The sequence below is a fragment of the Streptomyces sp. NPDC049541 genome (assembly GCF_044465725.1).
GTDB lineage: Bacteria > Actinomycetota > Actinomycetes > Streptomycetales > Streptomycetaceae > Streptomyces.
The window spans coordinates 615,869-639,994 of sequence record NZ_JBITLY010000003.1 but is presented as its reverse complement, the minus strand read 5'-3'; the positions used below and the strand labels follow the sequence as shown (position 1 = coordinate 639,994).

Annotated in this window: 22 protein-coding genes; 12 read left to right on the top strand and 10 right to left on the bottom strand. The window is 70.4% G+C overall.

Features of this window, described 5'->3' with window-relative positions:
• The first annotated feature begins 533 nt into the window (after positions 1–533).
• The gene (locus ACIBW9_RS15245; RefSeq protein WP_398955001.1) at positions 534–1,379 is read left to right on the top strand and encodes an HAD family hydrolase; all 846 of its coding nucleotides are present in this window, start codon (positions 534–536) and stop codon (positions 1,377–1,379) included.
• A gap of 380 nt (positions 1,380–1,759) precedes the next feature.
• Here ACIBW9_RS15245 and ACIBW9_RS15240 read toward each other — a convergent pair whose 3' ends face one another.
• The gene (locus ACIBW9_RS15240; protein WP_398954999.1) at positions 1,760–2,584 is read right to left on the bottom strand and encodes an oxidoreductase; all 825 of its coding nucleotides are present in this window, start codon (positions 2,582–2,584) and stop codon (positions 1,760–1,762) included.
• A 101-nt stretch (positions 2,585–2,685) separates the two neighbouring features.
• On the opposite strand from ACIBW9_RS15240, the gene ACIBW9_RS15235 reads away from it, so the two are divergent.
• Positions 2,686–3,666 (top strand): ATP-binding protein, encoded by a 981-nt coding sequence (locus tag ACIBW9_RS15235; RefSeq protein WP_398954997.1) that lies wholly within the window; start codon positions 2,686–2,688, stop codon positions 3,664–3,666.
• A gap of 3 nt (positions 3,667–3,669) precedes the next feature.
• Here ACIBW9_RS15235 and ACIBW9_RS15230 read toward each other — a convergent pair whose 3' ends face one another.
• Positions 3,670–4,941: a hypothetical protein gene (locus tag ACIBW9_RS15230; RefSeq protein WP_398954994.1), complete on the bottom strand. Its 1,272-nt coding sequence runs from the start codon at positions 4,939–4,941 to the stop codon at positions 3,670–3,672.
• A 335-nt stretch (positions 4,942–5,276) separates the two neighbouring features.
• On the opposite strand from ACIBW9_RS15230, the gene ACIBW9_RS15225 reads away from it, so the two are divergent.
• The 6 genes from ACIBW9_RS15225 (at position 5,277) to ACIBW9_RS15200 (ending at position 13,560) form a co-directional block, all read left to right on the top strand.
• Entirely contained in the window at positions 5,277–7,682 is a 2,406-nt protein-coding gene (locus ACIBW9_RS15225) for a SulP family inorganic anion transporter (protein WP_398954992.1), read from the top strand.
• 315 nt (positions 7,683–7,997) lie between these two features.
• Entirely contained in the window at positions 7,998–9,956 is a 1,959-nt protein-coding gene (gene acs, locus ACIBW9_RS15220) for an acetate--CoA ligase (RefSeq protein ID WP_398954990.1), read from the top strand.
• 151 nt (positions 9,957–10,107) lie between these two features.
• Positions 10,108–11,544 (top strand): Na+/H+ antiporter NhaA, encoded by a 1,437-nt coding sequence (gene nhaA / locus ACIBW9_RS15215; RefSeq protein ID WP_398954988.1) that lies wholly within the window; start codon positions 10,108–10,110, stop codon positions 11,542–11,544.
• Between the two features lie 40 nt (positions 11,545–11,584).
• Positions 11,585–12,088 (top strand): phage holin family protein, encoded by a 504-nt coding sequence (locus ACIBW9_RS15210; RefSeq protein WP_398954986.1) that lies wholly within the window; start codon positions 11,585–11,587, stop codon positions 12,086–12,088.
• Positions 12,085–13,053: an alpha/beta fold hydrolase gene (locus ACIBW9_RS15205; RefSeq protein ID WP_398954984.1), complete on the top strand. Its 969-nt coding sequence runs from the start codon at positions 12,085–12,087 to the stop codon at positions 13,051–13,053. Before ACIBW9_RS15210 ends, ACIBW9_RS15205 begins: the two co-directional genes overlap by 4 nt.
• Before the next feature lie 324 nt (positions 13,054–13,377).
• On the top strand, positions 13,378–13,560 hold the full coding sequence (locus ACIBW9_RS15200; RefSeq protein ID WP_078912721.1) for a hypothetical protein: 183 nt from the start codon (positions 13,378–13,380) through the stop codon (positions 13,558–13,560).
• A 26-nt stretch (positions 13,561–13,586) separates the two neighbouring features.
• On the opposite strand, the gene ACIBW9_RS15195 is transcribed toward ACIBW9_RS15200, so the two are convergent.
• The 3 genes from ACIBW9_RS15195 to nth form a co-directional block, all read right to left on the bottom strand.
• The gene (locus ACIBW9_RS15195; protein WP_398954982.1) at positions 13,587–14,786 is read right to left on the bottom strand and encodes a MarP family serine protease; all 1,200 of its coding nucleotides are present in this window, start codon (positions 14,784–14,786) and stop codon (positions 13,587–13,589) included.
• Between the two features lie 119 nt (positions 14,787–14,905).
• Positions 14,906–15,610 (bottom strand): NUDIX hydrolase, encoded by a 705-nt coding sequence (locus ACIBW9_RS15190; protein ID WP_398954980.1) that lies wholly within the window; start codon positions 15,608–15,610, stop codon positions 14,906–14,908.
• Between the two features lie 93 nt (positions 15,611–15,703).
• On the bottom strand, positions 15,704–16,645 hold the full coding sequence (gene nth, locus ACIBW9_RS15185) for an endonuclease III (RefSeq protein WP_398954977.1): 942 nt from the start codon (positions 16,643–16,645) through the stop codon (positions 15,704–15,706).
• A gap of 318 nt (positions 16,646–16,963) precedes the next feature.
• Here nth and ACIBW9_RS15180 point away from each other — a divergent pair, with 318 nt between their 5' ends.
• Together ACIBW9_RS15180 and ACIBW9_RS15175 are read left to right on the top strand one after the other, a co-directional pair.
• Positions 16,964–17,638 carry a Crp/Fnr family transcriptional regulator gene (locus tag ACIBW9_RS15180; protein WP_115906767.1) on the top strand — a complete coding sequence of 225 codons (675 nt, stop codon included), beginning with the start codon at positions 16,964–16,966 and terminating at the stop codon, positions 17,636–17,638.
• Between the two features lie 102 nt (positions 17,639–17,740).
• Entirely contained in the window at positions 17,741–18,562 is an 822-nt protein-coding gene (locus ACIBW9_RS15175) for a nucleotidyltransferase domain-containing protein (protein WP_398954975.1), read from the top strand.
• Positions 18,563–18,775: 213 nt separating this feature from the next.
• Here ACIBW9_RS15175 and ACIBW9_RS15170 read toward each other — a convergent pair whose 3' ends face one another.
• The 4 genes from ACIBW9_RS15170 to ACIBW9_RS15155 are packed head-to-tail and all read right to left on the bottom strand — an operon-like array spanning position 18,776 to position 21,220.
• Positions 18,776–19,606: an MBL fold metallo-hydrolase gene (locus tag ACIBW9_RS15170; RefSeq protein ID WP_398954973.1), complete on the bottom strand. Its 831-nt coding sequence runs from the start codon at positions 19,604–19,606 to the stop codon at positions 18,776–18,778.
• A complete protein-coding gene (locus ACIBW9_RS15165; protein WP_398954971.1) occupies positions 19,603–20,541 on the bottom strand; it encodes an NUDIX hydrolase in 939 nt (312 codons plus the stop codon). Before ACIBW9_RS15165 ends, ACIBW9_RS15170 begins: the two co-directional genes overlap by 4 nt.
• Before the next feature lie 59 nt (positions 20,542–20,600).
• Positions 20,601–21,065, bottom strand: coding sequence for a RidA family protein (locus ACIBW9_RS15160; RefSeq protein ID WP_115906770.1), 465 nt, complete (start codon positions 21,063–21,065; stop codon positions 20,601–20,603).
• A complete protein-coding gene (locus ACIBW9_RS15155; RefSeq protein WP_003967454.1) occupies positions 21,062–21,220 on the bottom strand; it encodes a DUF4177 domain-containing protein in 159 nt (52 codons plus the stop codon). The genes ACIBW9_RS15160 and ACIBW9_RS15155 overlap by 4 nt, the downstream gene beginning before the upstream one ends.
• A gap of 95 nt (positions 21,221–21,315) precedes the next feature.
• On the opposite strand from ACIBW9_RS15155, the gene ACIBW9_RS15150 reads away from it, so the two are divergent.
• Together ACIBW9_RS15150 and ACIBW9_RS15145 are read left to right on the top strand one after the other, a co-directional pair.
• Positions 21,316–22,293: an ArsA family ATPase gene (locus ACIBW9_RS15150; RefSeq protein WP_398954968.1), complete on the top strand. Its 978-nt coding sequence runs from the start codon at positions 21,316–21,318 to the stop codon at positions 22,291–22,293.
• A 58-nt stretch (positions 22,294–22,351) separates the two neighbouring features.
• On the top strand, positions 22,352–23,719 hold the full coding sequence (locus ACIBW9_RS15145) for an ArsA family ATPase (protein ID WP_398954966.1): 1,368 nt from the start codon (positions 22,352–22,354) through the stop codon (positions 23,717–23,719).
• 14 nt (positions 23,720–23,733) lie between these two features.
• On the opposite strand, the gene wblA is transcribed toward ACIBW9_RS15145, so the two are convergent.
• The gene (wblA, locus tag ACIBW9_RS15140) at positions 23,734–24,072 is read right to left on the bottom strand and encodes a transcriptional regulator WblA (RefSeq protein ID WP_185124443.1); all 339 of its coding nucleotides are present in this window, start codon (positions 24,070–24,072) and stop codon (positions 23,734–23,736) included.
• Positions 24,073–24,126 lie beyond the last annotated feature (54 nt).

The window sequence follows — 24,126 nt, the reverse complement described above, 5'->3', positions numbered from 1 at the left end:
CGATTCCCAAACGTGTGAAGAACCGGCAACCGGTCTCCATATGAGCGGCCGATACGAACCGGCCGAACTCGCCCGACAAACCGGAACCGGTCTTGAACTCGGCTCGAGCCGGACGCGTTTGAATCACGGTGCAGCGATCCCGGAAATCCTGCGGATCATGGTCGAAAACTGTGGACAACTCGGTGGTTGTGAATAGCGCCGTCACCCATACCGGTGACCCCTGTGCCCACGCCTGCGCGACTTCCGCAGCGCAGCCTGACGGCTACGCACGGTGACGGATCATGGGCATGCGGACGAGGCGGCCGCGGCCGCGTCATGACGGCCGTACGGCCGCGCCAGGAGATGACAGAGGGCGGAGAAACCCGCCCGGACATGCGACGACCCCCACCGGGGGGGAGAGTGGGGGTCGTCTCCACGGCCGACTCGGGGGGGGAGGAGCCGGACCGGGTTAGCACGGTCGCGAACGATCCGTGACTTCCATGGTGTACCCGAGACCCTTCTCAGGCAAACCCACGCGCCCCACCTTACGCCGAATGGGCTGCGCCTATGCTCGGGGCGTGGAAAACCACTCGTTGCCCCGCACAGCGGCCTTCTTTGACCTGGACAAGACGGTCATTGCGAAGTCGAGCACGCTCACGTTCGGCAAGTCCTTCTACCAAGGCGGGCTGATCAACCGCAGGGCCGCCTTGCGTACCGCATATGCCCAGTTCGTCTTCCTCCTCGGCGGCATGGACCACGACCAGATGGAGCGGACGCGCGCGTACCTGTCCTCGCTCGTCCGCGGCTGGAACGTCCAGCAGGTCAAGGAGATCGTCGCCGAGACCCTGCACGACCTGATCGACCCGATCATCTACGACGAGGCCGCCTCCCTCATCGAGGAGCACCACACCGCCGGCCGCGACGTCGTCATCGTGTCGACCTCGGGCGCGGAGGTGGTGGAGCCGATCGGCGAGCTGCTCGGTGCGGACCGCGTGGTGGCGACGCGCATGGTCGTGGGCGAGGACGGCTGCTACACCGGCGAGGTGGAGTACTACGCGTACGGCCCGACCAAGGCCGAGGCGATCAAGGAACTGGCCCGGTCCGAGGGGTACGACCTCGACCGCTGCTACGCCTACAGCGACTCGGCGACCGACCTGCCGATGCTGCAGGAGGTCGGCCTTCCGCATGCCGTGAACCCGGATCGCGCACTGCGCCGCGAGGCACTCGCGCGCGGGTGGCCGATTCTCGATTTCCACCGGCCGGTCCGGCTCAAGCAGCGGATCCCCGCATTCTCCGTACCGCCCCGTCCGGCCCTCGTCGCGGCCGCGGCAATAGGCGCCGCGGCGGCCACCGCGGGTCTTGTCTGGTACGCCAGCCGGCGACGGGCGGCGATCGTCTGACCTGCCGGTTCACCGGCAGCAAGGCCCCGTTCGACATTCCGGCGCCCGTTTACACCCTATTTGAGACCAAAAGTAAAGAAGTACAGCCGGGGGTTCCGCTTGCTTCGGACCTGGAGTACAAAGGGGTTAACGGCCCGCGAGACCAAGGACATCCGAAAGGATCACCTTAATAACGCATTTGGCCCCACGGACCGAAGCATGAACACCGGGCACCCACGCGACGTCGACCCGTCGATTACGGGCCAGCCACACCAGGTGACGGGCAAAGTTCCCGGCCTGATGGGCAACATATCGAGGACGCTTGGTAACTCGGTGGGCATGCCAGCGGCGGTACGAATCCTCGTACCGCCGCAACCCTTTTCCGGACCCTGCCGAGCTTCCTACGCCGCCCCGCGCTGCAGCGCCTCGCACACGGCCGTCGACTCGCGCGCCCCCAGCTCGACCGCCCTGCCGCAGTGGGCGATCCAGGCGGCCATGCCGTCCGGGGTACCGGAGACGTATCCCTCGAGTGCCGCCAGATAGGCGGCGCGCCCCAGTTCGGCGTGCCCGACCTCGGCCGGGCAGACGGACTTCGGGTCGAGGCCGCTGCCCACCAGGACGATGCGCTCGGCGGTACGCGCGACCAGGCCGTTGTGGGACGCGAAGGGGCGCAGCGCCAGGAGTTCGCCGTGCACGACGGCGGCCGTCACCAGGGCGGGCGCGGAGCTGCCGGTGATGATCAGCTCCGCGAGGCCCTCCAGCCGGCCGTGCACCTCGTCGGCGCCCGGCAGCGGCAGCTCGACCAGCGGCTCGTCGACCGGCTCGGCCGCCAGCCGCGGCCGTCCGACCTCGTCCCCGTTGGTGGCGGCGGCCACCAGATGCAGCCGGGCGAGCACCCTCAGGGGCGACTGCCGCCACACGGAGAGCAGGCCGCCCGCCTCCGCCGTCAGCCTCAGGGCCGCGCCCATCACGCGCGCGTCGTCGTCACCGCTGAAGTCGGTGCGCCGGCGCACCTCCTCCAGGGCCCAGTCGGCGCCGGACAGAGCGGCGGAGCCGCGGGCGCCGCGCAGTGCCGCCTCGGAGGTGATCTCGTTGCTGCGGCGCCGCATGACCCGGTGCCCGTAGACCCGGTCCACGGCCTTGCGCACGGATTCCACGGACTCGGCCACCCCGGGCAGCGAGCCCAGGGCCGCGAGCGGATCGGCGTTCGCGCCTGTCGTACTCATGAGTACGACACTAGCCACCCCCGGGGCGCGCCCCACGATTGAGTGGTCTTCCTCACGCCCGTCTGCCACATACAGCTATCGCCCTACTACCCTTCGTGAACATGAAAATTGCTTTCGTCGGGAAGGGCGGCAGCGGCAAGACGACCCTGTCCTCCCTGTTCATCCGTCATCTCGCGGCCACCGGGGCGCCCGTCCTCGCCGTGGACGCGGACATCAACCAGCATCTGGGCGCCGCACTGGGCCTCGACGAGGCGGAGGCCGCCGCGCTGCCGGCGATGGGTGAGCGGCTGCCGCTGATCAAGGACCATCTGCGCGGCAGCAACCCCCGTATCACCTCCGTGGAGACGATGATCAAGACCACCCCGCCCGGCGAGGGTTCGCGGCTGCTGCGGGTGTGCGAGGACAACCCGGTCTACGAGGCCTGCGCCCGGCAGGTGGAACTCGACGGCGGCGCCGTCCGTTTGATGGTCACCGGCCCCTTCACCGACGCCGACCTGGGGGTCGCCTGCTACCACTCCAAGACGGGAGCGGTGGAGCTGTGTCTGAACCACCTGGTGGACGGGCCGGGCGAGTACGTCGTGGTGGACATGACGGCGGGCTCGGACTCCTTCGCCTCCGGCATGTTCACCCGCTTCGACATCACGTTCCTCGTCGCCGAGCCGACCCGGAAGGGGGTCTCCGTCTATCGCCAGTACAAGGAGTACGCCCGTGACTACGGGGTCGTCCTGAAGGTCGTCGGCAACAAGGTGCAGGGGCCGGACGACCTCGACTTCCTCCGCACCGAGGTCGGGGACGACCTGCTGATGACGGTCGGGCACTCGGACTGGGTGCGCGCCATGGAGAAGGGCCGGCCGCTCCGGTTCGAGTTCCTGGAGGACGCCAACCGGCGTGCCCTGCGCGCCCTCCAGGTCGCCACGGACGCGACGTACGAGCTGCGCGACTGGGAGCGCTACACGCGGCAGATGGTGCACTTCCACCTGAAGAACGCGGCCTCGTGGGGCGATGCGCGCACCGGGGCCGACCTGGCCGCACAGATCGACCCCGGGTTCGTGCTCGGTGAGGGCGTCGCCGCCCCCGCCTGACGGCTACTGCCTCGCGGCCGGTGCGCCGGGTACGCCCTTCGGGGCCGGGGCGGGGTGGCCCGACAGGAAGGCCGCCCAGCCCTGCTTGGGCGCCTGGCCGACCTTGAGGGTGCGCAGTTTCGCCAGGGTCCGCGGGTCCTGGGCGTCCAGCCAGTCGGCCAGCTGGTGGAAGGACACACAGCGCACGTCGGGCTTGTTGCAGACCGTCTCGACGACCTCGTCGACGGCCCGCATGTAGGTGCCGCCGTTCCAGGACTCGAAGTGGTTGCCGATGACCAGGGGCGCGCGGTTGCCCTCGTAGGCGCGGCGGAAGCCCCTGAGCAGGCCGTCGCGCATCTGGTCGCCCCAGTGGTCGAACATGTCGGGGTCGCCCTGGGTCTGCGTGCCGGACTGGTTGACCATGAAGTTGTAGTCCATGGTGAGCTGCTCGTAGGAGTGCCCCGGGAAGGGCACGAGCTGCATCGACAGGTCCCACAGCCCTTCCCTCTTCTTCGGCCAGACCTGCTCGTTGACCCCGCTGGTGTCGTAGCGGAAGCCCAGCTTGCTCGCGGCCTTGATGAAGTTCTTCTGGCCCTCCAGACAGGGCGTGCGCGCGCCGATGAGCTCCTTGTCGTAGTCGAAGGGCAGTGGGGCCGCCTTCTCCATGCCGGAGTTGGTCTTCCAGGTCTTCACGAACTTCTTGGCCTGTGCGATCTCGCTCATCCACTGCGCGACCGACCACTCGCCGACCCCGCCGTTCTTCCCGCAGAAGTGGCCGTTGAAGTGGGTGCCGATCTCGTTGCCCTCCAGCCACGCCAGACGCAGCTGCTTCACGGTGTCGGCGATGCCCTGCTCGTCGTTGAAGCCGATGTCCGAGCTGCCCACCGAATGCTCCGGGGGCTTGTAGAGGTCGCGTTTGTCCTCCGGCAGCATGTACACGCCGCTGAGGAAGTACGTCATGGTCGCGTGGTTGGCCTTGGAGAGCTTGCGGAAGTGGGAGAACAGCTTCTGGCTGTCCTCGCCGGCGCCGTCCCAGGAGAAGACGACGAACTGCGGGGGCTTCTGGCCGGGCCGCAGCCGCTCGGGCCTGGGCAGATGCGGCTGGGCCCCGGTGTACGCGGTGGAGCCGTCGCCGATCAGGCGGACCGCACTCCCGTGCACATGGACCGGACGGACCTTCTGCGGACCGAGAGCACCTGTCCTGGAGCCGTTGGAACCGATCGCACAGCCGGCGACCCACGCGGCACAGGACGCGGTGATCACGACGCCCACGGCGATCCTCTGGGTGGCGGTCATGTTCCGCTCACCTTCTTCCTTCTCTCAGGCCGACGCCGACGAGGGCGTTTTCTGGTGGTCTGCCGGGGCGACCCGACAGCGCCGCCAAGGTCGCACGAGGCCGAGAAGGAATTAGTACGACAAGCCGATGAAATGACCGCTTCACTCATTAGAGTGATCGGTTACCCCATTTGCCAGGAAAGTCTATGCCTGGCCTTTACTCTGAATTACGATCCATTTACCGAGCGTTGATTCATCCCGCCGCTGCACGCCGTGATCCACGGCCGCGTCCCGACCCCGCCCATCGGCGGGGACGACCTGTTCCGCGACCGCGCCGCCCAGAGGAGACGGGAAACATGTCAGCCTGCGCCCCCATCCGCGCCACCGACCCGAGTGGGCCCCAGTCCGACCACCAAGCCCACAGCCCGCCGCCGGGCCCACGCCGCCGCTTCCGCATCGCGGGCGCCGACGTGTCGGCCGCAATCGCGGTCTTCCTGATCGCCCTCCCGCTGTCGCTGGGCATCGCCCTCGCCACCGGCGCCCCGCTCCAGGCCGGCCTGGTGGCCGCCGGGGTCGGCGGGCTCGTCGCCGGCCGCATCGGCGGCTGTCCGTTGCAGGTCAGTGGCCCCGCCGCGGGACTCACGGTGGTCACCGCCGACCTCATCCACCGCTACGGCTGGCGTACCACCTGCGCCGTCACGGTCCTCGCCGGCCTCGCCCAACTGGGCCTCGGCTGCCTGCGCGTGGCCCGCACCGCGCTCGCCGTCAGCCCCGCCATCGTGCACGGCATGCTCGCCGGAATCGGCGTCACCATCGCCGTCGCCCAGCTGCACATCGTCCTCGGCGGCACCCCGCAGAGCTCCGTGCTCGCCAACCTCCGGGCGCTGCCCGCCCAGTTGGCGAACCTCCACCCGGCCTCCGTGACCGTCAGCGTGCTGACCCTGACCCTGCTGCTGCTCTGGCCGCGGATCCCCGGCCGGGCGGGACGCCTGCTGCGCCGGATCCCGGCGGCGCTCGTCGCCGTGGCCGGCGCCACCGCGGCCGCCTCGCTCTCGGGGATCGGCGTGCCCAAGGTCGACCTGCCGTCCTGGAGCAGCCACGCCCTGGCCGGTCTGCCCGAGGGTCCTGCGCTCGGCCTGACCGCGGCCGTGCTGACCACCACGCTGGTGTGCAGCGTGCAGTCCCTGCTCGGCGCGGTCGCGGTGGACAAGCTGGTGGCCGCGAGACCCGGCCTGACCGCCCGCGTCAAACGGGCCGACCTGGACCGTGAACTGCTCGGGCAGGGCGCCGCCAACATCGTCTCCGGCACACTCGGCGGGCTGCCGGTCGCCGGTGTCGCCGTGCGAAGTTCGGCGAATGTGAACGCGGGCGCGGTGAGCCGGAACTCCACGATGCTGCACGGCGTTCTCGTAGTGATCGCCGCGCTGCTGATGGTCCCGCTCCTGGAGCTCATCCCGCTCGCCTCGCTCGCCGCCCTGGTGATGGCCGTCGGCATCCAGATGGTGTCCCTGCACCACATCCGCACGGTGACCCGCCACCGAGAAGTGCTGGTGTACGCCGTCACCACACTCGGCGTGGTGTTCCTCGGCGTCCTGGCGGGCGTGCTGCTCGGGATCGCCGTGGCCGTCGCCGTCGCCATGCAGCGCCTCGCCCGCACCCGCATCACATACGAGCACGACGAACAGGAGGGAGTCCATCACGTCCATGTACGGGGCCAGTTGACGTTCCTCGCGGTACCACGGCTCAGCCGGGCCCTGCACCTCGTACCCCAGGGCGCGCACGCCGTGGTGGAGTTGGACGGGTCGTTCATGGACCACGCGGCGTACGAGTCGCTGCAGGACTGGCAGAACACCCACACCGCACAGGGCGGCTCCGCCGAGGTGACCGGCCGCCGGACCGGAACCCGAACCCTCACCGACCCCGCCCCGCTCCACGAGCAGCACGGCGAGTCCTCCGTCGGCTGCCGTTGCCGTCCCTGGACACCGTGGCGCAACCACCAGTGCGAGCGCCCCCAGCCCGAGCCGGACGCCGATCACCCCGGTGCGCCCGGCGGGCCGACCGGACCGGGCGGGCCCCACGGTCCCGGCGGCCGCAGCGGGCACCAACTGGCGCGTGGCATCAGCGCGTTCCAGCGCAACACCGCGCCGCTCGTGCGCGGTGAGCTGGCCCGGCTTGCCCGGGAGGGGCAGCAGCCGTCCCAGCTCTTCCTCACCTGCGCCGACTCACGACTCGTCACATCGATGATCACCTCCAGCGGTCCGGGTGATCTGTTCGTGGTGCGCAACGTGGGCAACCTCGTTCCCCTCCCCGGTGAGGAGAGCGGTGACGACTCGGTGGCGGCCGCGATCGAGTACGCGGTGGACGTGCTGCAGGTGCGGTCCATCACGGTGTGCGGGCACTCCGGGTGCGGGGCCATGCAGGCGCTGCTCGACGCCGAGCCCGGCGGCGCCCGGACACCGCTGAAGCGGTGGCTGCGGCACGGGCTGCCGAGCCTTGAGCGCATGGCCGACACGAGCCGGCCGTTGGCTCGGCTCGCGGGCCGGACACCGGCCGACGCGGTCGAGCAGCTCTGTCTCACCAATGTGGTCCAGCAGTTGGAGCACCTGCGCGCCCACGAGTCGGTGTCCCGGGCCCTGCGGGACGGCGCGTTGGAGCTGCACGGGATGTACTTCCACGTGGGCGACGCGCAGGCGTATCTGCTCACCGAGGCCGACGGGGGCAAGGTGTTCGATCATGTGGAGGCGGCAGACCGGTCCGCCTGACCGGCGCCGGTCCGCCACGGGTGTGCGGCTCCGCTCGGTGCGGGTCGCGCACCGTGGCGTGTGCCGGGCCGTCCCGACACGCCCGGGCCAGGAAGACGTGGCCGTCTCCGTGCGGCGCGGTGCACCGGGACGTGAGAGGCGTGACACGTGCTGAACTCCCCCCTGTCGGCATCCGTGAGTACCGATGACTGCGGGCGCCCCAGTAGACCCACCCACAGGTCTAAACCAATTCCATGTCGGCCCTTGTCATCGGCACCCCGGGTCTGATGAGCTGTGGCCTGGGACACAACGGACACCCTGGGAAAGGGAGATGTCGTGAGCAACGAGAGCCTGGCCAACCTCTTGAAGGAGGAGCGACGCTTCGCGCCGCCGGCTGACCTGGCCGCTGGCGCCAACGTCACGGCGGAGGCGTACGAACAGGCCAAGGCTGACAGGCTCGGCTTCTGGGCCGAGCAGGCCCGGCGGCTGACCTGGGCCAAGGAACCGACCGAGACGCTGGACTGGTCGAACCCGCCGTTCGCCAAGTGGTTCAAGGACGGCGAGCTCAACGTCGCGTACAACTGCGTGGACCGGCATGTCGAGGCGGGCAACGGCGACCGCGTCGCCATCCACTTCGAGGGCGAGCCCGGCGACAGCCGTGCGATCACCTACGCCGAGCTCAAGGACGAGGTGAGCAAGGCCGCGAACGCGCTGCTGGAGCTGGGCGTTCAGGCGGGCGACCGGGTCGCCGTCTACATGCCGATGATCCCCGAGACGGCGATCGCGATGCTGGCCTGCGCGCGGATCGGTGCCGCGCACTCCGTCGTCTTCGGCGGTTTCTCGGCCGACGCGCTCGCCACCCGCATCCAGGACGCCGACGCCAAGGTCGTCATCACCTCCGACGGCGGCTACCGGCGCGGCAAGCCGTCCGCGCTCAAGCCGGCCGTCGACGAGGCGATCGGCAAGGTGGACAACGTCGGCCACGTGCTGGTGGTCCGCCGTACCGGCCAGGAGGTCGCCTGGACCGAGGGCCGCGACGTGTGGTGGCACGAGATCGTCGAGCGGCAGTCGGCCGAGCACACGCCGGAGGCGTTCGGCGCCGAGCATCCGCTGTTCATCCTGTACACGTCCGGTACGACGGGTAAGCCGAAGGGCATCCTGCACACCTCCGGCGGCTACCTCACCCAGACCGCGTACACCCACCACGCCGTCTTCGACCTCAAGCCGGAGACCGACGTCTACTGGTGCACGGCCGACGTCGGCTGGGTGACTGGGCACTCGTACATCGTCTACGGTCCGCTCGCGAACGGCGCGACGCAGGTCATGTACGAGGGCACGCCGGACACCCCGCACCAGGGCCGCTTCTGGGAGATCGTCCAGAAGTACGGGGTGACGATCCTGTACACAGCGCCGACGGCGATCCGTACGTTCATGAAGTGGGGCGACGACATCCCCGCGAAGTTCGACCTGTCCAGCCTGCGGGTGCTCGGGTCCGTGGGTGAGCCGATCAACCCCGAGGCCTGGATCTGGTACCGGAAGAACATCGGCGCCGACCGGACGCCGATCGTGGACACCTGGTGGCAGACCGAGACCGGCGCGATGATGATCTCGCCGCTGCCGGGTGTCACGGCGACCAAGCCGGGCTCCGCACAGACACCGCTGCCCGGTATCTCCGCGACCGTCGTGGACGACGAGGCGAACGAGGTCCCCAACGGCGGCGGCGGTTACCTCGTGCTGACCGAGCCGTGGCCGTCCATGCTGCGCACCATCTGGGGCGACGACCAGCGCTTCCTCGACACCTACTGGTCCCGCTTCGAGGGCAAGTACTTCGCCGGTGACGGGGCGAAGAAGGACGACGACGGCGACATCTGGCTGCTGGGCCGCGTGGACGACGTCATGCTCGTCTCCGGGCACAACATCTCGACGACCGAGGTCGAGTCGGCGCTCGTCTCGCACCCGTCGGTGGCCGAGGCGGCCGTCGTCGGCGCGGCGGACGAGACGACGGGCCAGGCGATCGTCGCCTTCGTGATCCTGCGCGGCACGGCGAACGCCGAGGACGAGAACCTCGTCGCCGAGCTGCGCAACCACGTCGGCGCCACCCTCGGCCCGATCGCCAAGCCGAAGCGGATCCTGCCGGTGGCGGAGCTCCCGAAGACCCGCTCCGGCAAGATCATGCGGCGACTGCTGCGGGACGTCGCGGAGAACCGCCAGCTCGGCGATGTGACGACGCTGACGGACTCGACGGTCATGGACCTCATCCAGGCGAAGCTCCCGGCGGCGCCCAGCGAGGACTGACGTTTCACCGGCTCCCAGGGGCGCCCGGCGCGAGAACGCGCCGGGCGCCCCTTTTAGGTAAACTAAGCAAAACTGCGTGACCCTCAAGGTGTGCCGGGAAGTCTGGTCGGCAAGCAGCACTCCCCTGCCCACCGACCGGAGGTCTCTCCCCGTGACCGCGCCCCGCACCACCGCCCCCCGCAAGGTCCTCGGACGTCTGTCCCTGCCCGAGCGGACCTTCGTCGCGGACGCGCTGCGCACCGAGACCGTCGGCGGTGTGCTGCTGCTCATGGCCGCGATCACGGCTCTGATCTGGGCGAACATACCCGCGCTGCACCACAGCTACGAGAGCGTCAGCCACTTCCACCTCGGCCCCGGCGCCCTCGGCCTGCATCTGTCGGTCGCGCACTGGGCCGCCGACGGGCTCCTCGCGGTGTTCTTCTTCGTCGCCGGCATCGAGCTCAAGCGTGAGCTGGTCGCCGGTGATCTCCGCGACCCCAAGGCGGCCGCGCTGCCGGTCGTCGCGGCCCTGTGCGGGATGGCCGTACCGGCGCTCGTCTACACCCTCACCAGCCTGAGCAGCGGCGGCTCGCTCCAGGGCTGGGCGGTGCCCACCGCCACCGACATCGCGTTCGCACTGGCGGTGCTCGCCGTCATCGGTACCTCGCTGCCGAGCGCCCTGCGCGCCTTCCTGCTCACCCTCGCGGTCGTGGACGACCTCTTCGCGATCCTGATCATCGCGGTCTTCTTCACGAGCACCATCGATCTCGCCGCGCTGGGCGGCGCGGTCGTGGGTCTCGCCGTCTTCTGGCTGCTGCTGAGGAAGGGCGTGCGCGGGTGGTACGTGTACGTCCCGCTCGCGCTCGTCATCTGGGCGCTGATGTACAACAGCGGCGTCCACGCGACGATCGCGGGCGTGGCGATGGGCCTGATGCTGCGCTGCCACCGCCACGAGGGCGAGGCGCACTCGCCGGGCGAGCACATCGAGCATCTCGTACGCCCCCTGTCGGCGGGCCTCGCGGTCCCCCTCTTCGCCCTGTTCAGCGCTGGTGTCGCCCTCTCGGGCGGCGCGCTCGGCAATGTGTTCACCAGGCCGGAGACGCTGGGCGTGGTCCTCGGGCTCGTCGTCGGCAAGGCGCTCGGGGTCTTCGGCGGTACCTGGCTGACGGCCCGTTTCACCCGGGCCTCGCTCAGCGAGGACCTCGCCTGGGCCGACGTGTTCGCGGTGGCGACGCTGGCCGGGATCGGCTTCACCGTGTCGCTGCTGATCGGTGAACTCGCCTTCGACGGGGACGCCGTACTGACGGACGAGGTCAAGGCCGCCGTACTGACGGGCTCGCTCATCGCGGCAGGACTGGCGACGGTGCTGCTGAAGATACGGAACGCCAAGTACCGCAAGCTGTGCGAGGCCGAGGAGCGCGACGAGGACCTCGACGGCATCCCGGACATCTACGAGGAGGACGACCCGGCGTACCACCTGCGGATGGCCGCGATCTACGAGAACAAGGCCGCCGAGCACCGCCGCACCGCCGAACGCAAGGCCGCCGAACGACGCGCGGTTGCCGAAGTGCCGGGCAGGGCAGGCGACGATGACGACCGTCCGGCATGATCTGACGGGACGGTACAAAAAGAGAGTGAGGGAGACCGCGATGAGCGCACCCGACGGCAGCCCGGTCGGCGCCGAACGCAGCATCGGCCAGCTGTTCGCCTCCGCGACGACCGAGATGTCGGCGCTGGTGCATGACGAGATCGCGCTGGCCAAGGCGCAGCTCAAGCAGGACGTCAAGCGCGGCGCGACGAGCGGCGGCGCGTTCACCGTGGCCGCCCTGGTGCTCGTGTTCTCCCTGCCGATGCTCAACTTCGCGCTGGCGTACGGCATCCGGACCTGGAGCGGCTGGAACCTCGCCGTCTGCTTCCTGCTGTCGTTCGCGGCGAACGTACTGGTCGCCGTCTTCCTCGCGCTGATCGGCGTGGTCTTCGCGAAGAAGGCGAAGAAGAGCAAGGGCCCGCAGAAGGTCGCGGCGTCGATGAAGGAGACGGCGGGGGTCCTGCAGAAGGCCAAGCCGCACCCGCGGCCGGAGCTGCCCGAGACCCCGGCGCTCGAGGACCGGGCCCCCGCGGCCATCGAGGCTGTGGCACGCTCGTCCTCATGACGGGTTCCTCCCCCTCCGCGGGGCAATCACCTTCGGCGCAACCCACCTCGGTCGTACGGCCGGACGCCCTGCCCGACGGGACAAAGGTGACCCATCGGGACGTGGCCGCCAACGGCGCCCGTTTCCACATCGCCGAGGTCGGCGACGGGCCGCTGGTGCTGCTGCTGCACGGCTTCCCGCAGTTCTGGTGGACCTGGCGGCACCAGCTGACCGCGCTGGCCGACGCGGGCTTCCGGGCCGTCGCCATGGATCTGCGCGGTGTCGGCGGCAGCGACCGCACCCCGCGCGGCTACGACCCCGCGAACCTCGCCCTCGACATCACCGGCGTGATCCGCTCCCTGGGCGAGCCGGACGCCGCGCTGGTCGGCCACGACCTGGGCGGATATCTGGCGTGGACGGCGGCCGTGATGCGCCCGAAGCTGGTCCGGCGGCTCGCGGTCGCCTCGATGCCGCATCCCCGGCGCTGGCGCTCCGCGATGCTCTCGGACGTCAAGCAGACCCGCGCGGGCTCCTACATCTGGGGGTTCCAGCGCCCCTGGATCCCCGAGCGGCAGCTCACCGCGGACGACGGGGCGCTCGTCGCCGAGCTGATCCGGGAGTGGTCCGGGCCGAACCTGCCGGACGAGGAGGCGGTTCAGACGTATCGCCTCGCGATGTGCATCCCGTCGACGGCACACTGCTCGGTCGAGCCGTACCGCTGGATGGTCCGCTCCATGGCCCGCCCGGACGGCATCCAGTTCAACCGCCGGATGAAGCGCCCCCTGCGGGTGCCGACCCTCCATCTGCACGGCTCACTCGACCCCGTGATGCGCACCCGCAGCGCGGCCGGATCCGGCGAGTACGTCGAAGCACCCTACCGCTGGCGGCTGTTCGACGGTCTTGGACACTTCCCGCACGAGGAGGACCCGGCCGCCTTCTCCACCGAGTTGGTCAACTGGCTCAAGGACCCCGAACCGGACCGGTGAACCGCGGCCACGCCGAGCCCTGCCGGGGGTCGCCCCCCGGGAAAGCACAGCCCGCACGAGGAGGACCCGGCCGCCTTCTCCACCGAGTTGGTCAACTGGCTCAAGGACCCCGAACCGGACCGGTGACGGGTGAGGTTCGGGTGGTTTTCCATGCAGAACCGGTCAATTGACCGAAAGACCCCGAGCCCGGTCCGTGACCGAGCCGATGCGCCCGGTATCCGGACCTGAACATGTGTCCTACGAACAGCCAATTGCCCGGCGCATAGGCCAATTGGGGGCTCAGGGGGCGGTTATCGACCTTGGGGTGGGGGCAGACGTCGGGGTATGGGCTGGACGCACGACTACAGTGACGCAGCACGCAATCGCCGCTCGGCCAGTGGCCTGAGCTCCCACCAGCGAGGCGGTGCACCGCAGATGGCGGGCACGGACCTCAGGGTGGGCATTCCGCGCATTCTGCGCCGCCGGGCCCGCTGGGTCTCGGTACGCCTGCGCCATCCTCGGGGCTGACCCGCCCCGCTCCACACAACGGCGGCTCACAGCGCGCAGCTGTCGCTGTCCACCTGCTGGTTCGCGGTACGCCCCTTGACGATGTCCTCCTGGATCTCGTCCGCGGTGAGGGCGTACCCCGTCTTGGCGTCGTCGAGGGACTTCGCGAACACCACGCCGTAGACATGGCCCTTGGGTGTGAGCAGCGGACCGCCGGAGTTGCCCTGGCGGACGGTGGTGTACAGCGAGTAGACGTCCCGGCGGACGGTGCCACGGTGGTAGATGTCCGGGCCGTTGGCCGGCAGGCGGCCACGCACGCGTGCGGCCCGGACGTCGTACGACCCGTTCTCCGGGAAGCCCGCGATGATCGCGTCGTCGCCGCTGCGGGCGTCCGTGGTGGTGAACTTCAGGGCGGGCGCCTTGAGATCGGGCACGTCGAGTACGGCGATGTCGCGGTGCCAGTCGTAGAGGACGACCGTCGCGTCGTACTTCCTGCCCTCGCCGCCTATCTGGACGGTGGGCTCGTCGACGCCTCCGACCACATGCGCGTTGGTCATGACGCGGCGGTCGCCGAAGACGAAGCCGCTGCCCTCCAGGACCTTGCCGCAGCTCTGCGCGGTGCCCATGACCTTGACGATGGAGCGCTTCGCGCGCTGGACGACGGGGCTGTTCGCGAGGGCGGGGTCGGGGGGCCGGACGTCGTTGATCGGCTCGTTCGAGAACGGGCTGAAGACCTGCGGGAAGCCGTTCTGCGCGAGGACCGAGGAGAAGTCCGCGAACCAGGTGTCGGCCTGGTCGGGCAGGGCTCGCGCGACACCGAGGAGCACCTTGGAGCCGCGGACCTCCTTGCCGAGGGTCGGCAGCGTCGTACCGGCCAGGGCCGAGCCGATCAGCCAGGCCACCAGGAGCATCGCCACGACGTTGACCAGGGCGCCGCCCGTCGCGTCCAGGGCGCGGGCCGGGGACCAGGTGATGTGGCGGCGCAGCTTGTTGCCGAGATGGGTGGTCAGGGCCTGGCCGACGGAGGCGCAGACGATGACGACGACGACCGCGACGACGGCGGCCGTCGTGCTCACCTCGGCGTTGTCGGTCAGTGCGTCCCAGATGACGGGCAGGACGTAGACGGCGACGAGACCGCCGCCCAGGAAGCCGATCACCGACAGGATGCCGACGACGAACCCCTGGCGGTAACCCACGATCGCGAACCACACGGCGGCGACCAGCAACAGGATGTCCAGCACGTTCACCGGTTCGAGCCTCGCCTCATCACTTTTCGGTCACCTCAGGTCGGCCGGGGGCCGGCCCGCCGCGCAGCGGCGACCGATCACAGTGTCCCCCGGGAAGACACAGCACGGCAGACACCCTGTCATGACCGCCAGTCGAGCGGGACCTGCTTGTCCCGGTCCCAGGGCCGCTCCCAGCCCGCATAGTGGAACAGACGGTCGATGATTCCCGCCGTGAAGCCCCAGACCAGGGCCGATTCGACCAGAAATGCCGGACCTCGGTGGCCGCTGGGGTGGACGGTGGTGGCCCGGTTGGCCGGGTCCGTGAGATCCGCCACGGGGACGGTGAACACCCGGGCCGTCTCGTTCGGATCGACGACCCCGACCGGGCTCGGCTCGCGCCACCAGCCCAGCACGGGGGTCACCACGAAGCCGCTGACCGGGATGTACAGCCGGGGCAGCACCCCGAAGAGCTGTACACCGGAGGGGTCGAGCCCGGTCTCCTCCTCGGCCTCGCGGAGAGCGGCCCGCAGCGGCCCGTCGGCCTTCGGGTCGCCGTCCTCGGGGTCGAGGGCACCGCCGGGGAAGGACGGCTGCCCGGCGTGCGACCGGAGCGAACTCGCCCGCTCCATCAGCAGCAGCTCGGGGCCGCGCTCCCCCTCGCCGAACAGGATCAGTACGGCGGACTGCCGCCCCGCCCCGTTCTCCGGCGGCAGGAAGCGGCTCAGCTGCAGCGGCTGCACCGTCTCCACGGCCCGCACCACCGGGTCCAGCCACTCGGGCAGCCCCTCCTTGCTGAGGACCACCGGCCCACCCTGCGTATTGCTCGCCTTACTCGTGCGCGTCATCGCCACCCCCGTCCTGCCGAGTCCAACGCCCCGAAGGCCCGAGATCGTTCCTGACCCCGCACCGCCGGTCCCGGGCCTGTGCCGTGCCGCCCGTCATCCGGCCCCCAGCGGCGGCGCCGGCTTGCCGCCCGCGTCCAGGTAGGACTGCGGGGGCTTGAGGCGCTGGCCGGGGAAGCCGCCCTTCTCGTACTTGAGCAGTTTCTTCGCCTTCTCCGGGTCCGTCTCGCCCTCGCCGTACGCCGGGCAGAGCGGAGCGATGGGGCAGGCGCCGCAGGCGGGCTTGCGGGCGTGGCAGATGCGCCGGCCGTGGAAGATCACATGGTGCGAGAGCATCGTCCAGTCGCTCTTGGGGAAGAGCCCGCCGACGGCGGCCTCGATCTTGTCCGGGTCGGTCTCCTCCGTCCACTGCCAGCGCCGCACCAGCCGCTGGAAGTGCGTGTCCACGGTGATGCCGGGCCGCCCGAAGGCGTTCCCGAGCACGACGAAGGCGGTCTTGCGGCCGACCCCGGGCAGCTTGACCAGGTCTTCCAGACGGCCGGGGACCTCCCCGCCGAACTGCTCCACCAGCGCCTTCGACAGCCCCATGACCGACTTGGTCTTGGCCCGGAAGAAACCGGTCGGGCGGAGGATCTCCTCGACCTCCTCGGGGTTCGCGACGGCCAGGTCCTCCGGCGTCGGGTACTTGGCGAACAGCCCGGGCGTCGTCTGGTTGACCCGGAGGTCGGTGGTCTGGGCGGACAGGACCGTGGCGACCAGGAGCTGGAAGGGGTTCTCGAAGTCCAGCTCGGGGTGGGCGTACGGATACACCTCGGCGAGTTCGCGGTCGATACGGCGGGCACGGCGGACGAGGGCGGTGCGCGACTCGTTCTTCGGCGGCCGGGCGGCCGCCTTCGCGGGAGGGGCGCCCTCGACCGCGGCGGACGCCTTCTTGGGCGCGACGGCAGCTTTCTTGACGGCCGCGGCCTTTTTCACGGCCGCTTTCTTGGCAACGGCCTTCTTCGTGGCGGCCTTCTTCACCGGAGCGCTTTTCGTCACCTTTGCCGGTTTCTTTCCGCCACCGGAGTTCTGTTCGCCCACAGCGGAATCACGACGTACAACCACCCGCCCAGCCCCCTTGGCCTGTGCTCTCACCGGCGATTTGGACACCCGGCCAGCCTAAAGCCCGGCACTGACATCCGCCCCGGCCCCGGAAGATCGGCCCCCAATTGGACCCCTGCCGCTTACCTCGGGACAGGTGTGCGGCATCCTTGTGACAGATCACACTGTTTGGACCGTCCGGCAAAATGGGGAACACGGTCCCCTGGTACCAAGGGGGAGCAAGATCCCCTGAGCAGGTCGACAAGGAGAGAACTCGTGGACGACGTTCTGCGGCGGAACCCGCTCTTCGCGGCGCTCGACGACGAGCAGGCCGCGGAGCTCCGCGCCTCCATGAGTGAGGTCACCCTCGCGCGCGGTGACTCGCTCTTCCACGAGGGCGACCCCGGTGACCGGCTCTACGTGGTCACCGAGGGCAAGGTGAAGCTCCACCGCACCTCCCCCGACGGCCGCGAGAACATGCTCGCCGTCGTCGGCCCCAGCGAGCTGATCGGCGAGCTCTCGCTCTTCGACCCGGGCCCGCGCACCGCCACGGCCACCGCCCTGACCGAGGTCAAGCTCCTCGGCCTCGGCCACGGCGATCTGCAGCCCTGGCTGAGCGCCCGCCCCGAGGTGGCCGGCGCCCTGCTGCGCGCCGTCGCCCGCCGGCTGCGCAAGACCAACGACGCCATGTCCGACCTGGTCTTCTCCGATGTTCCCGGCCGTGTCGCCCGCGCCCTGCTGGACCTCTCGCGCCGCTTCGGCGTGCAGTCCGAGGAGGGCATCCACGTCGTCCACGACCTGACGCAGGAGGAGCTGGCCCAGCTGGTCGGCGCCTCGCGCGAGACGGTCAACAAGGCGCTGGCCGACTTCGCACAGCGCGGGTGGCTCCGCCTGGAGGCACGGGCCGTGATCCTGCTCGACGTCGAGCGGCTGGCGAAGCGGTCCCGCTGACGCTCGGTCTGGACGGCGCTTCTGGGGACTCCGCCCCGGGACCCGCGCTTCGGCCGGAACGGCCTCGTCCTCAAACGCCGGACGGGCTGGTGCAGTGAGCCCATGTCCGGAAACGCGACCTCCCGAGGCCTCGACGCCCAGGGCTTCATCGAGCGCGAAGGCTCCCTCGCGCGCGTCCCGCACGCCTTCCGGCCCGTCGTGGCCGCCGCGCGCGACGGGCTGCTCGAGGTGTTCAAGACGCGGCTGGACAGCGCGTACCTCTACGGGTCCGTTCCGCGCGGCAACGCGCGCGTGGGGCGCAGTGATCTGGATCTGCTGGTCGCGCTGCGGGAGGAGCCCACGGACGCGGACCGGGAGGCCGTCCGGACCCTCGGTGAGGCCCTCGACAAGGACTTCCCGCAGATCGACGGGGTCGGCACGCTGCTGTACGGCCGGTCGCGGCTGCTGAGCGAGCTGGAGACCTACGACCTGGGCTGGTTTCTCGCCTGCCTGTGCACGCCGCTGCTCGGTGAGGACCTCGCCGAGTACCTGCCGCGCTACCGCCCCGACTCCCTGCTCGCCCGCGAGACCAACGGGGACCTGGCCCTGCTGCTGCCCCGCTGGCGGCAGCGGATCGCGGACGTCGAGGACACGGACGAGGCACGGCTGCCGCTCGTACGGTTCATGTCGCGGCATCTCGTCCGCACCGGATTCACGCTCGTCATGCCCCGCTGGAACGGCTGGACCAGCGACCTCACGGAGATGGCCGAGGCCTTCGGCGCGTACTACCCGGAGCGGGCCGAGCAGATGCGCGCGACGGCCGTCCTCGGGTACGAGCCCCGGGGCGATTCCGCGGTACTGCGGTCGTACGTGGACGACCTCGGGCCGTGGCTCGCCGAGGAGTACGCGCGCGTGCACGGCATCAAGGCGCCGCGCCCGGACTAGGACCTGTCGTTTGGATCAGCTCGGCGTCGAGGGGTCTGGCGCACGCACTCCCCCACTGCCTTAAGGGCGTGGGGCCCCCAGTGGCGTTGTCGTCACTCGCCGACGCTCCGCGTCGACTCCCTCCTCCGCCTTGCAGCAGTACCCACCAGACCCCGCTCGGGGCGGGCTGCAAGGCGAGGTTCTCTACGCCCGACCTGATCCAAACGACAGGCCCTAGATGAGCCCGTGCTCCTCCAGATAGTCCAGCTGCGCCCGCACCGACAGTTCCGCCGCCGGCCACAGGGAGCGGTCCACGTCCGCGTACACATGTGCGACGACCTCGTGCGGTGTGCGGTAGCCGTCCTCGACCGCCGTCTCGACCTGGGCGAGGCGGTGGGCGCGGTGGGCGAGGTAGAACTCGACGGCTCCCTGGGCGTCCTCCAGGACGGGGCCGTGGCCCGGCAGGACCGTGTGGACGCCGTCGTCGACCGTCAGCGACCGCAGCCGCCGCAGCGAGTCCAGATAGTCGCCCAGGCGGCCGTCGGGGTGCGCCACGACGGTCGTGCCACGGCCCAGGACGGTGTCACCGGTCAGGACGGCCCGGTCGGCCGGGAGATGGAAGCAGAGGGAGTCCGAGGTGTGACCGGGGGTCGGCACGACCCTCAGCTCCAGGCCGCCGACCGAGACGACGTCCCCGGCGCCGAGCCCCTCGTCGCCCAGCCGCAGCGCCGGGTCGAGGGCCCGCACCTTCGCGCCGGTCAGCCCGGCGAAGCGGACGGCGCCCTCCGCGTGGTCCGGGTGGCCGTGGGTCAGCAGGGTCAGCGCGATGCGCTTGCCGGCCTTCTCGGCCGTGTCCACGACGTTGCGCAGGTGGCCCTCGTCCAGGGGGCCGGGGTCCACGACGACCGCCAGGTCGGAGTCGGGCTCGGAGACGATCCAGGTGTTCGTGCCGTCGAGGGTCATCGCCGAGGCGTTGGGCGCCAGGACGTTGACGGCCCGGGCGGTGGCGGGGCCGGTGAGAACCCCGCCCCGCGGCTGGCCGGGAAGGGCTGCTGCGTCGGTCATGCGGTGTTCTCTTCCCTCGGCGTCGTCGGTCCGTCGAGCCGTCCGTCGGAGGCTCCACCGGCGGACAGGTCGGTAGGGCAGGCGGTCGGGATGTGCTTGGTGAACTCGTCGTGACCGGGCCAGGACAGCACGATCTCACCGTCCTTCAGCCGGGCCTCGGCCAGCACGGGGGTCAGGTCGCGGCCGGGTGCCGCCGCGAGGGCGTCGGCGGCCGAGGCACAGGAGGCGAGCTGGCGCAGGGTCGCGATGGTGGGCGGCATCATCGTCAGCTCGCCCTTGTCGTACGAGGCCGCCGCCTCCCCGGGGTGGATCCACACCGTGCGGTCGGCCTCCGTGGAGGCGTTGCGGGTGCGCTGGCCGTGCGGGAGGGCGGCCACGAAGAACCAGGTGTCGTAGCGCCGGGATTCGAACTCCGGGGTGATCCACCGGGTCCAGGCGCCGAGCAGATCCGAGCGCAGGACCAGGCCGCGGCGGTCCAGGAACTCGGCGAAGGAGAACTCGCGCGCGGCCACGGCCGCGCGGTCGGCCTCCCAGTCCTCACCCGTGGTGTCACCGACCACGGAATCCGCGGACGGCCCGGCGAGCAGGACGCCCGCCTCCTCGTACGTCTCACGCACGGCCGCGCAGACGATCGCCTGGGCCGCCCGCTCGTCGACGCCGAGCCGCTCGGCCCACCACGCGCGCGTGGGGCCCGCCCAGCGGACGTGCTGCTCGTCGTCGCGGGGGTCGACGCCGCCGCCCGGATATGCGTACGCGCCTCCGGCGAAGGCCATGGAGGCGCGTCTGCGCAGCATGTGCACCGCGGGGCCGCGGTCGGTGTCCTTGAGGAGCATGACGGTGGCCGCGCGCTTCGGGACGACCGGGGTGAGCGTGCCGTCCGCGAGCCCGCGGATGCGTTCCGGCCAGTCCTGCGGAAACCACTGCCCATTCGCCATGGCCGGAGGCTATCCCGTGGTGCGCGAATGTTCGAGAGGTCCCCGAGGTCAGAGCGCCGCTACGGGACGAGCTCGACCTGGATCTCGACCTCGACCGGTGCGTCCAGCGGCAGCACCGCCACACCGACCGCACTGCGCGCGTGCACGCCCTTGTCGCCGAGGACCTCGCCGAGCAGTTCGCTCGCGCCGTTGACCACACCGGGCTGACCGGTGAAGTCCGAGGCCGAGGCGACGAAGCCGACGACCTTCACCACGCGCGCGATGCGGTCCAGGTCGCCGGTGACGGACTTCACGGCGGCCAGGGCGTTCAGCCCGCAGATTCGGGCGAGTTCCTTGGCCTCCTCGGGCGTGACCTCGGCGCCGACCTTGCCGGTGACGGGCAGCTTGCCCTCCACCATCGGGAGCTGTCCGGACGTGTACACGTAGGAGCCGGACTGCACGGCCGGCTGGTAGGCGGCCAGCGGCGGTACGACCTCGGGCAGGGTCAGGCCGAGCTCGGCCAGCTTCGCCTCGACGGCGCTCATGCCTTCTCCCGCTTCAGGTAGGCCACCAACTGCTCGGGGTTGTTCGGCCCGGGCACGACCTGGACCAGCTCCCAGCCGTCCTCGCCCCAGGTGTCCAGAATCTGCTTCGTTGCGTGGACGAGCAGTGGCACAGTCGCGTATTCCCACTTGGTCATGTGGCCGACTTTAGCCGCTGCCCGCCCATCGCCCGCTGTCGCGTTGTCCACAGGCTGTCGCGTGCTTGGCACACAGACTGGTTAGGCTCGAAGACGTGAGCAGGCTCCAGGTCGTCAGCGGCAAGGGCGGGACCGGAAAGACCACGGTCGCCGCCGCTCTCGCGCTGGCCCTCGCGACCGAGGGGAAGCGGACGCTTCTCGTCGAGGTCGAGGGGCGCCAGGGCATCGCGCAGCTCTTCGAGACGGAAGCGCTGCCCTACGAGGAGCGGAAGATCGCCGTCGCTCCAGGGGGCGGGGAGGTGTATGCCCTCGCCATCGACCCCGAACTGGCCCTTCTGGACTATCTCCAGATGTTCTACAAGCTCGGGGGCGCAGGAAGAGCCCTGAAGAAGCTCGGCGCGATCGACTTCGCCACCACCATCGCGCCGGGCCTCAGGGACGTGCTCCTGACCGGCAAGGCGTGCGAGGCGGTACGGCGCAAGGACAAGGCCGGGCGGTTCGCCTACGACTACGTCGTCATGGATGCGCCGCCCACCGGCCGCATCACCCGCTTCCTGAACGTGAACGACGAGGTGGCGGGCCTCGCCAAGATCGGCCCGATACACAATCAGGCGCAGGCCGTGATGCGGGTGCTGAAGTCGCCGGAGACGGCCGTGCACCTGGTGACGCTGCTGGAGGAGATGCCCGTCCAGGAGACCGCGGACGGGATCGCCGAACTGCGCGCCGCGAAGCTGCCGGTGGGCCGGATCATCGTGAACATGGTGCGGCCCGAGGTGTTGGACGCGGAGGATCTGGAACTCGTACGCAGCGTGCCGCGTTCTTCCGTTGCCAGGTCGCTGTCGGCGGCAGGACTCGGCGGTGCGCGCCGCGGCGGGAACGCGGAGAAGCTGGTGGACCCGCTGCTGCAGCAGGCCGACGAGTACGCCGAGCGGTATGCGCTGGAGCACGAGCAGCGGACGGTGCTGGCCGAGCAGGGCCTGCCGCTGCACGAACTGCCGCTGCTCGCCGAGGGCATGGACCTGGCGGGGCTGTATGAGCTGGCCCGCGAGCTGCGGGAGCAGGGCCTGTCATGAGCCGGGGCACAGGGAGCACGAGCCGTCAGCAGCACGAGCAGCAGAAGCAGGGGATGTCATGAGTCCGGAGCCGGCCCACACACAGGACACCGCCCGCCACCACCTGACCCCCGCGCGTGTGCTCGACGTGGACCCGCTGCTCGACGACCCCGAGACGCGGATCGTGGTGTGCTGCGGCTCGGGCGGGGTGGGAAAGACCACGACCGCGGCCGCCCTCGGCCTCAGGGCCGCCGAGCGCGGGCGCAAGGTGGTCGTGCTGACCATCGACCCGGCACGCCGGCTCGCCCAGTCCATGGGCATCGACTCGCTGGACAACACCCCGCGCCGGGTGAAGGGCGTCGACGGCGACGGTGAGCTGCACGCCATGATGCTCGACATGAAGCGCACCTTCGACGAGATCGTCGAGGCGCACGCGGACGGCGAGCGGGCCGCCGCCATCCTGAACAACCCCTTCTACCAGTCGCTCTCCGCGGGCTTCGCGGGCACGCAGGAGTACATGGCGATGGAGAAGCTCGGGCAGCTGCGCGCGCGGGACGAGTGGGACCTGATCGTCGTCGACACCCCGCCGTCCCGCTCGGCGCTGGACTTCCTGGACGCGCCCAAGCGGCTCGGCTCGTTCCTCGACGGCCGGCTGATCCGGCTGCTCACCGCCCCGGCCAAGCTGGGCGGGCGGGCAGGCATGAAGTTCCTGAACGTCGGGATGTCGATGATGACCGGCACCCTCGGCAAGCTGCTGGGCGGTCAACTCCTCAAGGACGTCCAGACGTTCGTCGCCGCGATGGACACGACCTTCGGCGGGTTCCGCACCCGCGCGGATGCGACGTACCGGCTGCTGCAGGCGCCGGGGACGGCGTTCCTCGTGGTGGCGGCCCCGGAGCGGGACGCACTGCGGGAGGCCGCGTACTTCGTGGAGCGGCTGGCCGCCGAGAACATGCCGCTGGCCGGTCTGGTGCTCAACCGGGTGCATGGCAGCGGCGCCGCCCGGCTGTCGGCCGAGCGTGCGCTCGCCGCCGCGGAAAATCTTGTGGAGCCCCGCATTGTCGATCAGGACGGCGGGAAAGCTGGACTTCGTAACTCTCCCGACACGTACGGCAGTTCAGGCTCCCCCGCTCCCGAATCCCCTGCTGACGGGGCCACCGAGCCTCTCGCGTCCGAGAACCACTCCCCCGGTCCGGATCAGGAGGACGAGGGCGCCCAGGGCGTCGAGCGGCTCACCGCAGGCCTGCTCCGGTTGCACGCCGAACGTATGCAGCTGCTCTCCCGCGAGCAGCGCACGCGTGACCGCTTCACGGCGCTCCACCCCGAGGTGGCGGTGGCCGAAGTGGCCGCGCTGCCCGGCGATGTGCACGACCTCGCAGGGCTCAGGGACATCGGGGACCGGCTCGCGGCCAACCGGCCGGAGCTGCCCGAGGCTGCCGTCGACTGAGCCGAGGGGTGCCCTCAGCTCACCGCCGCGTAGTTCTCGTACACCTCGTCGTCGTCGAGCGGCAGGATCCCCACGCCGCGTTCGTACTCCAGACGAGCCGTCTCAAGGAGCCGGCGCCAGGAGGTGACGGTGGGTCGCCTGCGCAGCAGTGCGCGGCGCTCCCGCTCCGTCATGCCTCCCCACACGCCGAACTCGACGCGGTTGTCGAGCGCGTCGGCCAGGCATTCCGTGCGTACCGGACATCCGGTGCACACTGCCTTGGCCCTGTTCTGCGCTGCTCCCTGAACGAACAGTTCATCCGGATCGGTAGTGCGGCAGGCAGCCTGCGCACTCCAGTCGGTTACCCAGCCCATACCGGCGCCGTCCTCTCCCGAATCGAGGCTCCCCCACGGCGGCAGCGGCATATT

Coding starts and splice junctions, on each gene's coding strand:
- ACIBW9_RS15145 (WP_398954966.1), top strand. CDS start 22,352: ATGAGTCCGGAGCCGGCCCACACACAGGACACCGCCCGCCACCACCTG.
- ACIBW9_RS15230 (WP_398954994.1), bottom strand. CDS start 4,941: ATGACCGCCACCCAGAGGATCGCCGTGGGCGTCGTGATCACCGCGTCC.
- ACIBW9_RS15225 (WP_398954992.1), top strand. CDS start 5,277: ATGTCAGCCTGCGCCCCCATCCGCGCCACCGACCCGAGTGGGCCCCAG.
- ACIBW9_RS15170 (WP_398954973.1), bottom strand. CDS start 19,606: ATGACCGACGCAGCAGCCCTTCCCGGCCAGCCGCGGGGCGGGGTTCTC.
- ACIBW9_RS15200 (WP_078912721.1), top strand. CDS start 13,378: ATGGGCTGGACGCACGACTACAGTGACGCAGCACGCAATCGCCGCTCG.
- ACIBW9_RS15175 (WP_398954975.1), top strand. CDS start 17,741: ATGTCCGGAAACGCGACCTCCCGAGGCCTCGACGCCCAGGGCTTCATC.
- ACIBW9_RS15210 (WP_398954986.1), top strand. CDS start 11,585: ATGAGCGCACCCGACGGCAGCCCGGTCGGCGCCGAACGCAGCATCGGC.
- ACIBW9_RS15245 (WP_398955001.1), top strand. CDS start 534: ATGGGCTGCGCCTATGCTCGGGGCGTGGAAAACCACTCGTTGCCCCGC.
- ACIBW9_RS15165 (WP_398954971.1), bottom strand. CDS start 20,541: ATGGCGAATGGGCAGTGGTTTCCGCAGGACTGGCCGGAACGCATCCGC.
- ACIBW9_RS15235 (WP_398954997.1), top strand. CDS start 2,686: ATGAAAATTGCTTTCGTCGGGAAGGGCGGCAGCGGCAAGACGACCCTG.
- ACIBW9_RS15240 (WP_398954999.1), bottom strand. CDS start 2,584: ATGAGTACGACAGGCGCGAACGCCGATCCGCTCGCGGCCCTGGGCTCG.
- wblA (WP_185124443.1), bottom strand. CDS start 24,072: ATGGGCTGGGTAACCGACTGGAGTGCGCAGGCTGCCTGCCGCACTACC.
- ACIBW9_RS15155 (WP_003967454.1), bottom strand. CDS start 21,220: ATGACCAAGTGGGAATACGCGACTGTGCCACTGCTCGTCCACGCAACG.
- ACIBW9_RS15205 (WP_398954984.1), top strand. CDS start 12,085: ATGACGGGTTCCTCCCCCTCCGCGGGGCAATCACCTTCGGCGCAACCC.
- ACIBW9_RS15190 (WP_398954980.1), bottom strand. CDS start 15,610: ATGACGCGCACGAGTAAGGCGAGCAATACGCAGGGTGGGCCGGTGGTC.
- ACIBW9_RS15160 (WP_115906770.1), bottom strand. CDS start 21,065: ATGAGCGCCGTCGAGGCGAAGCTGGCCGAGCTCGGCCTGACCCTGCCC.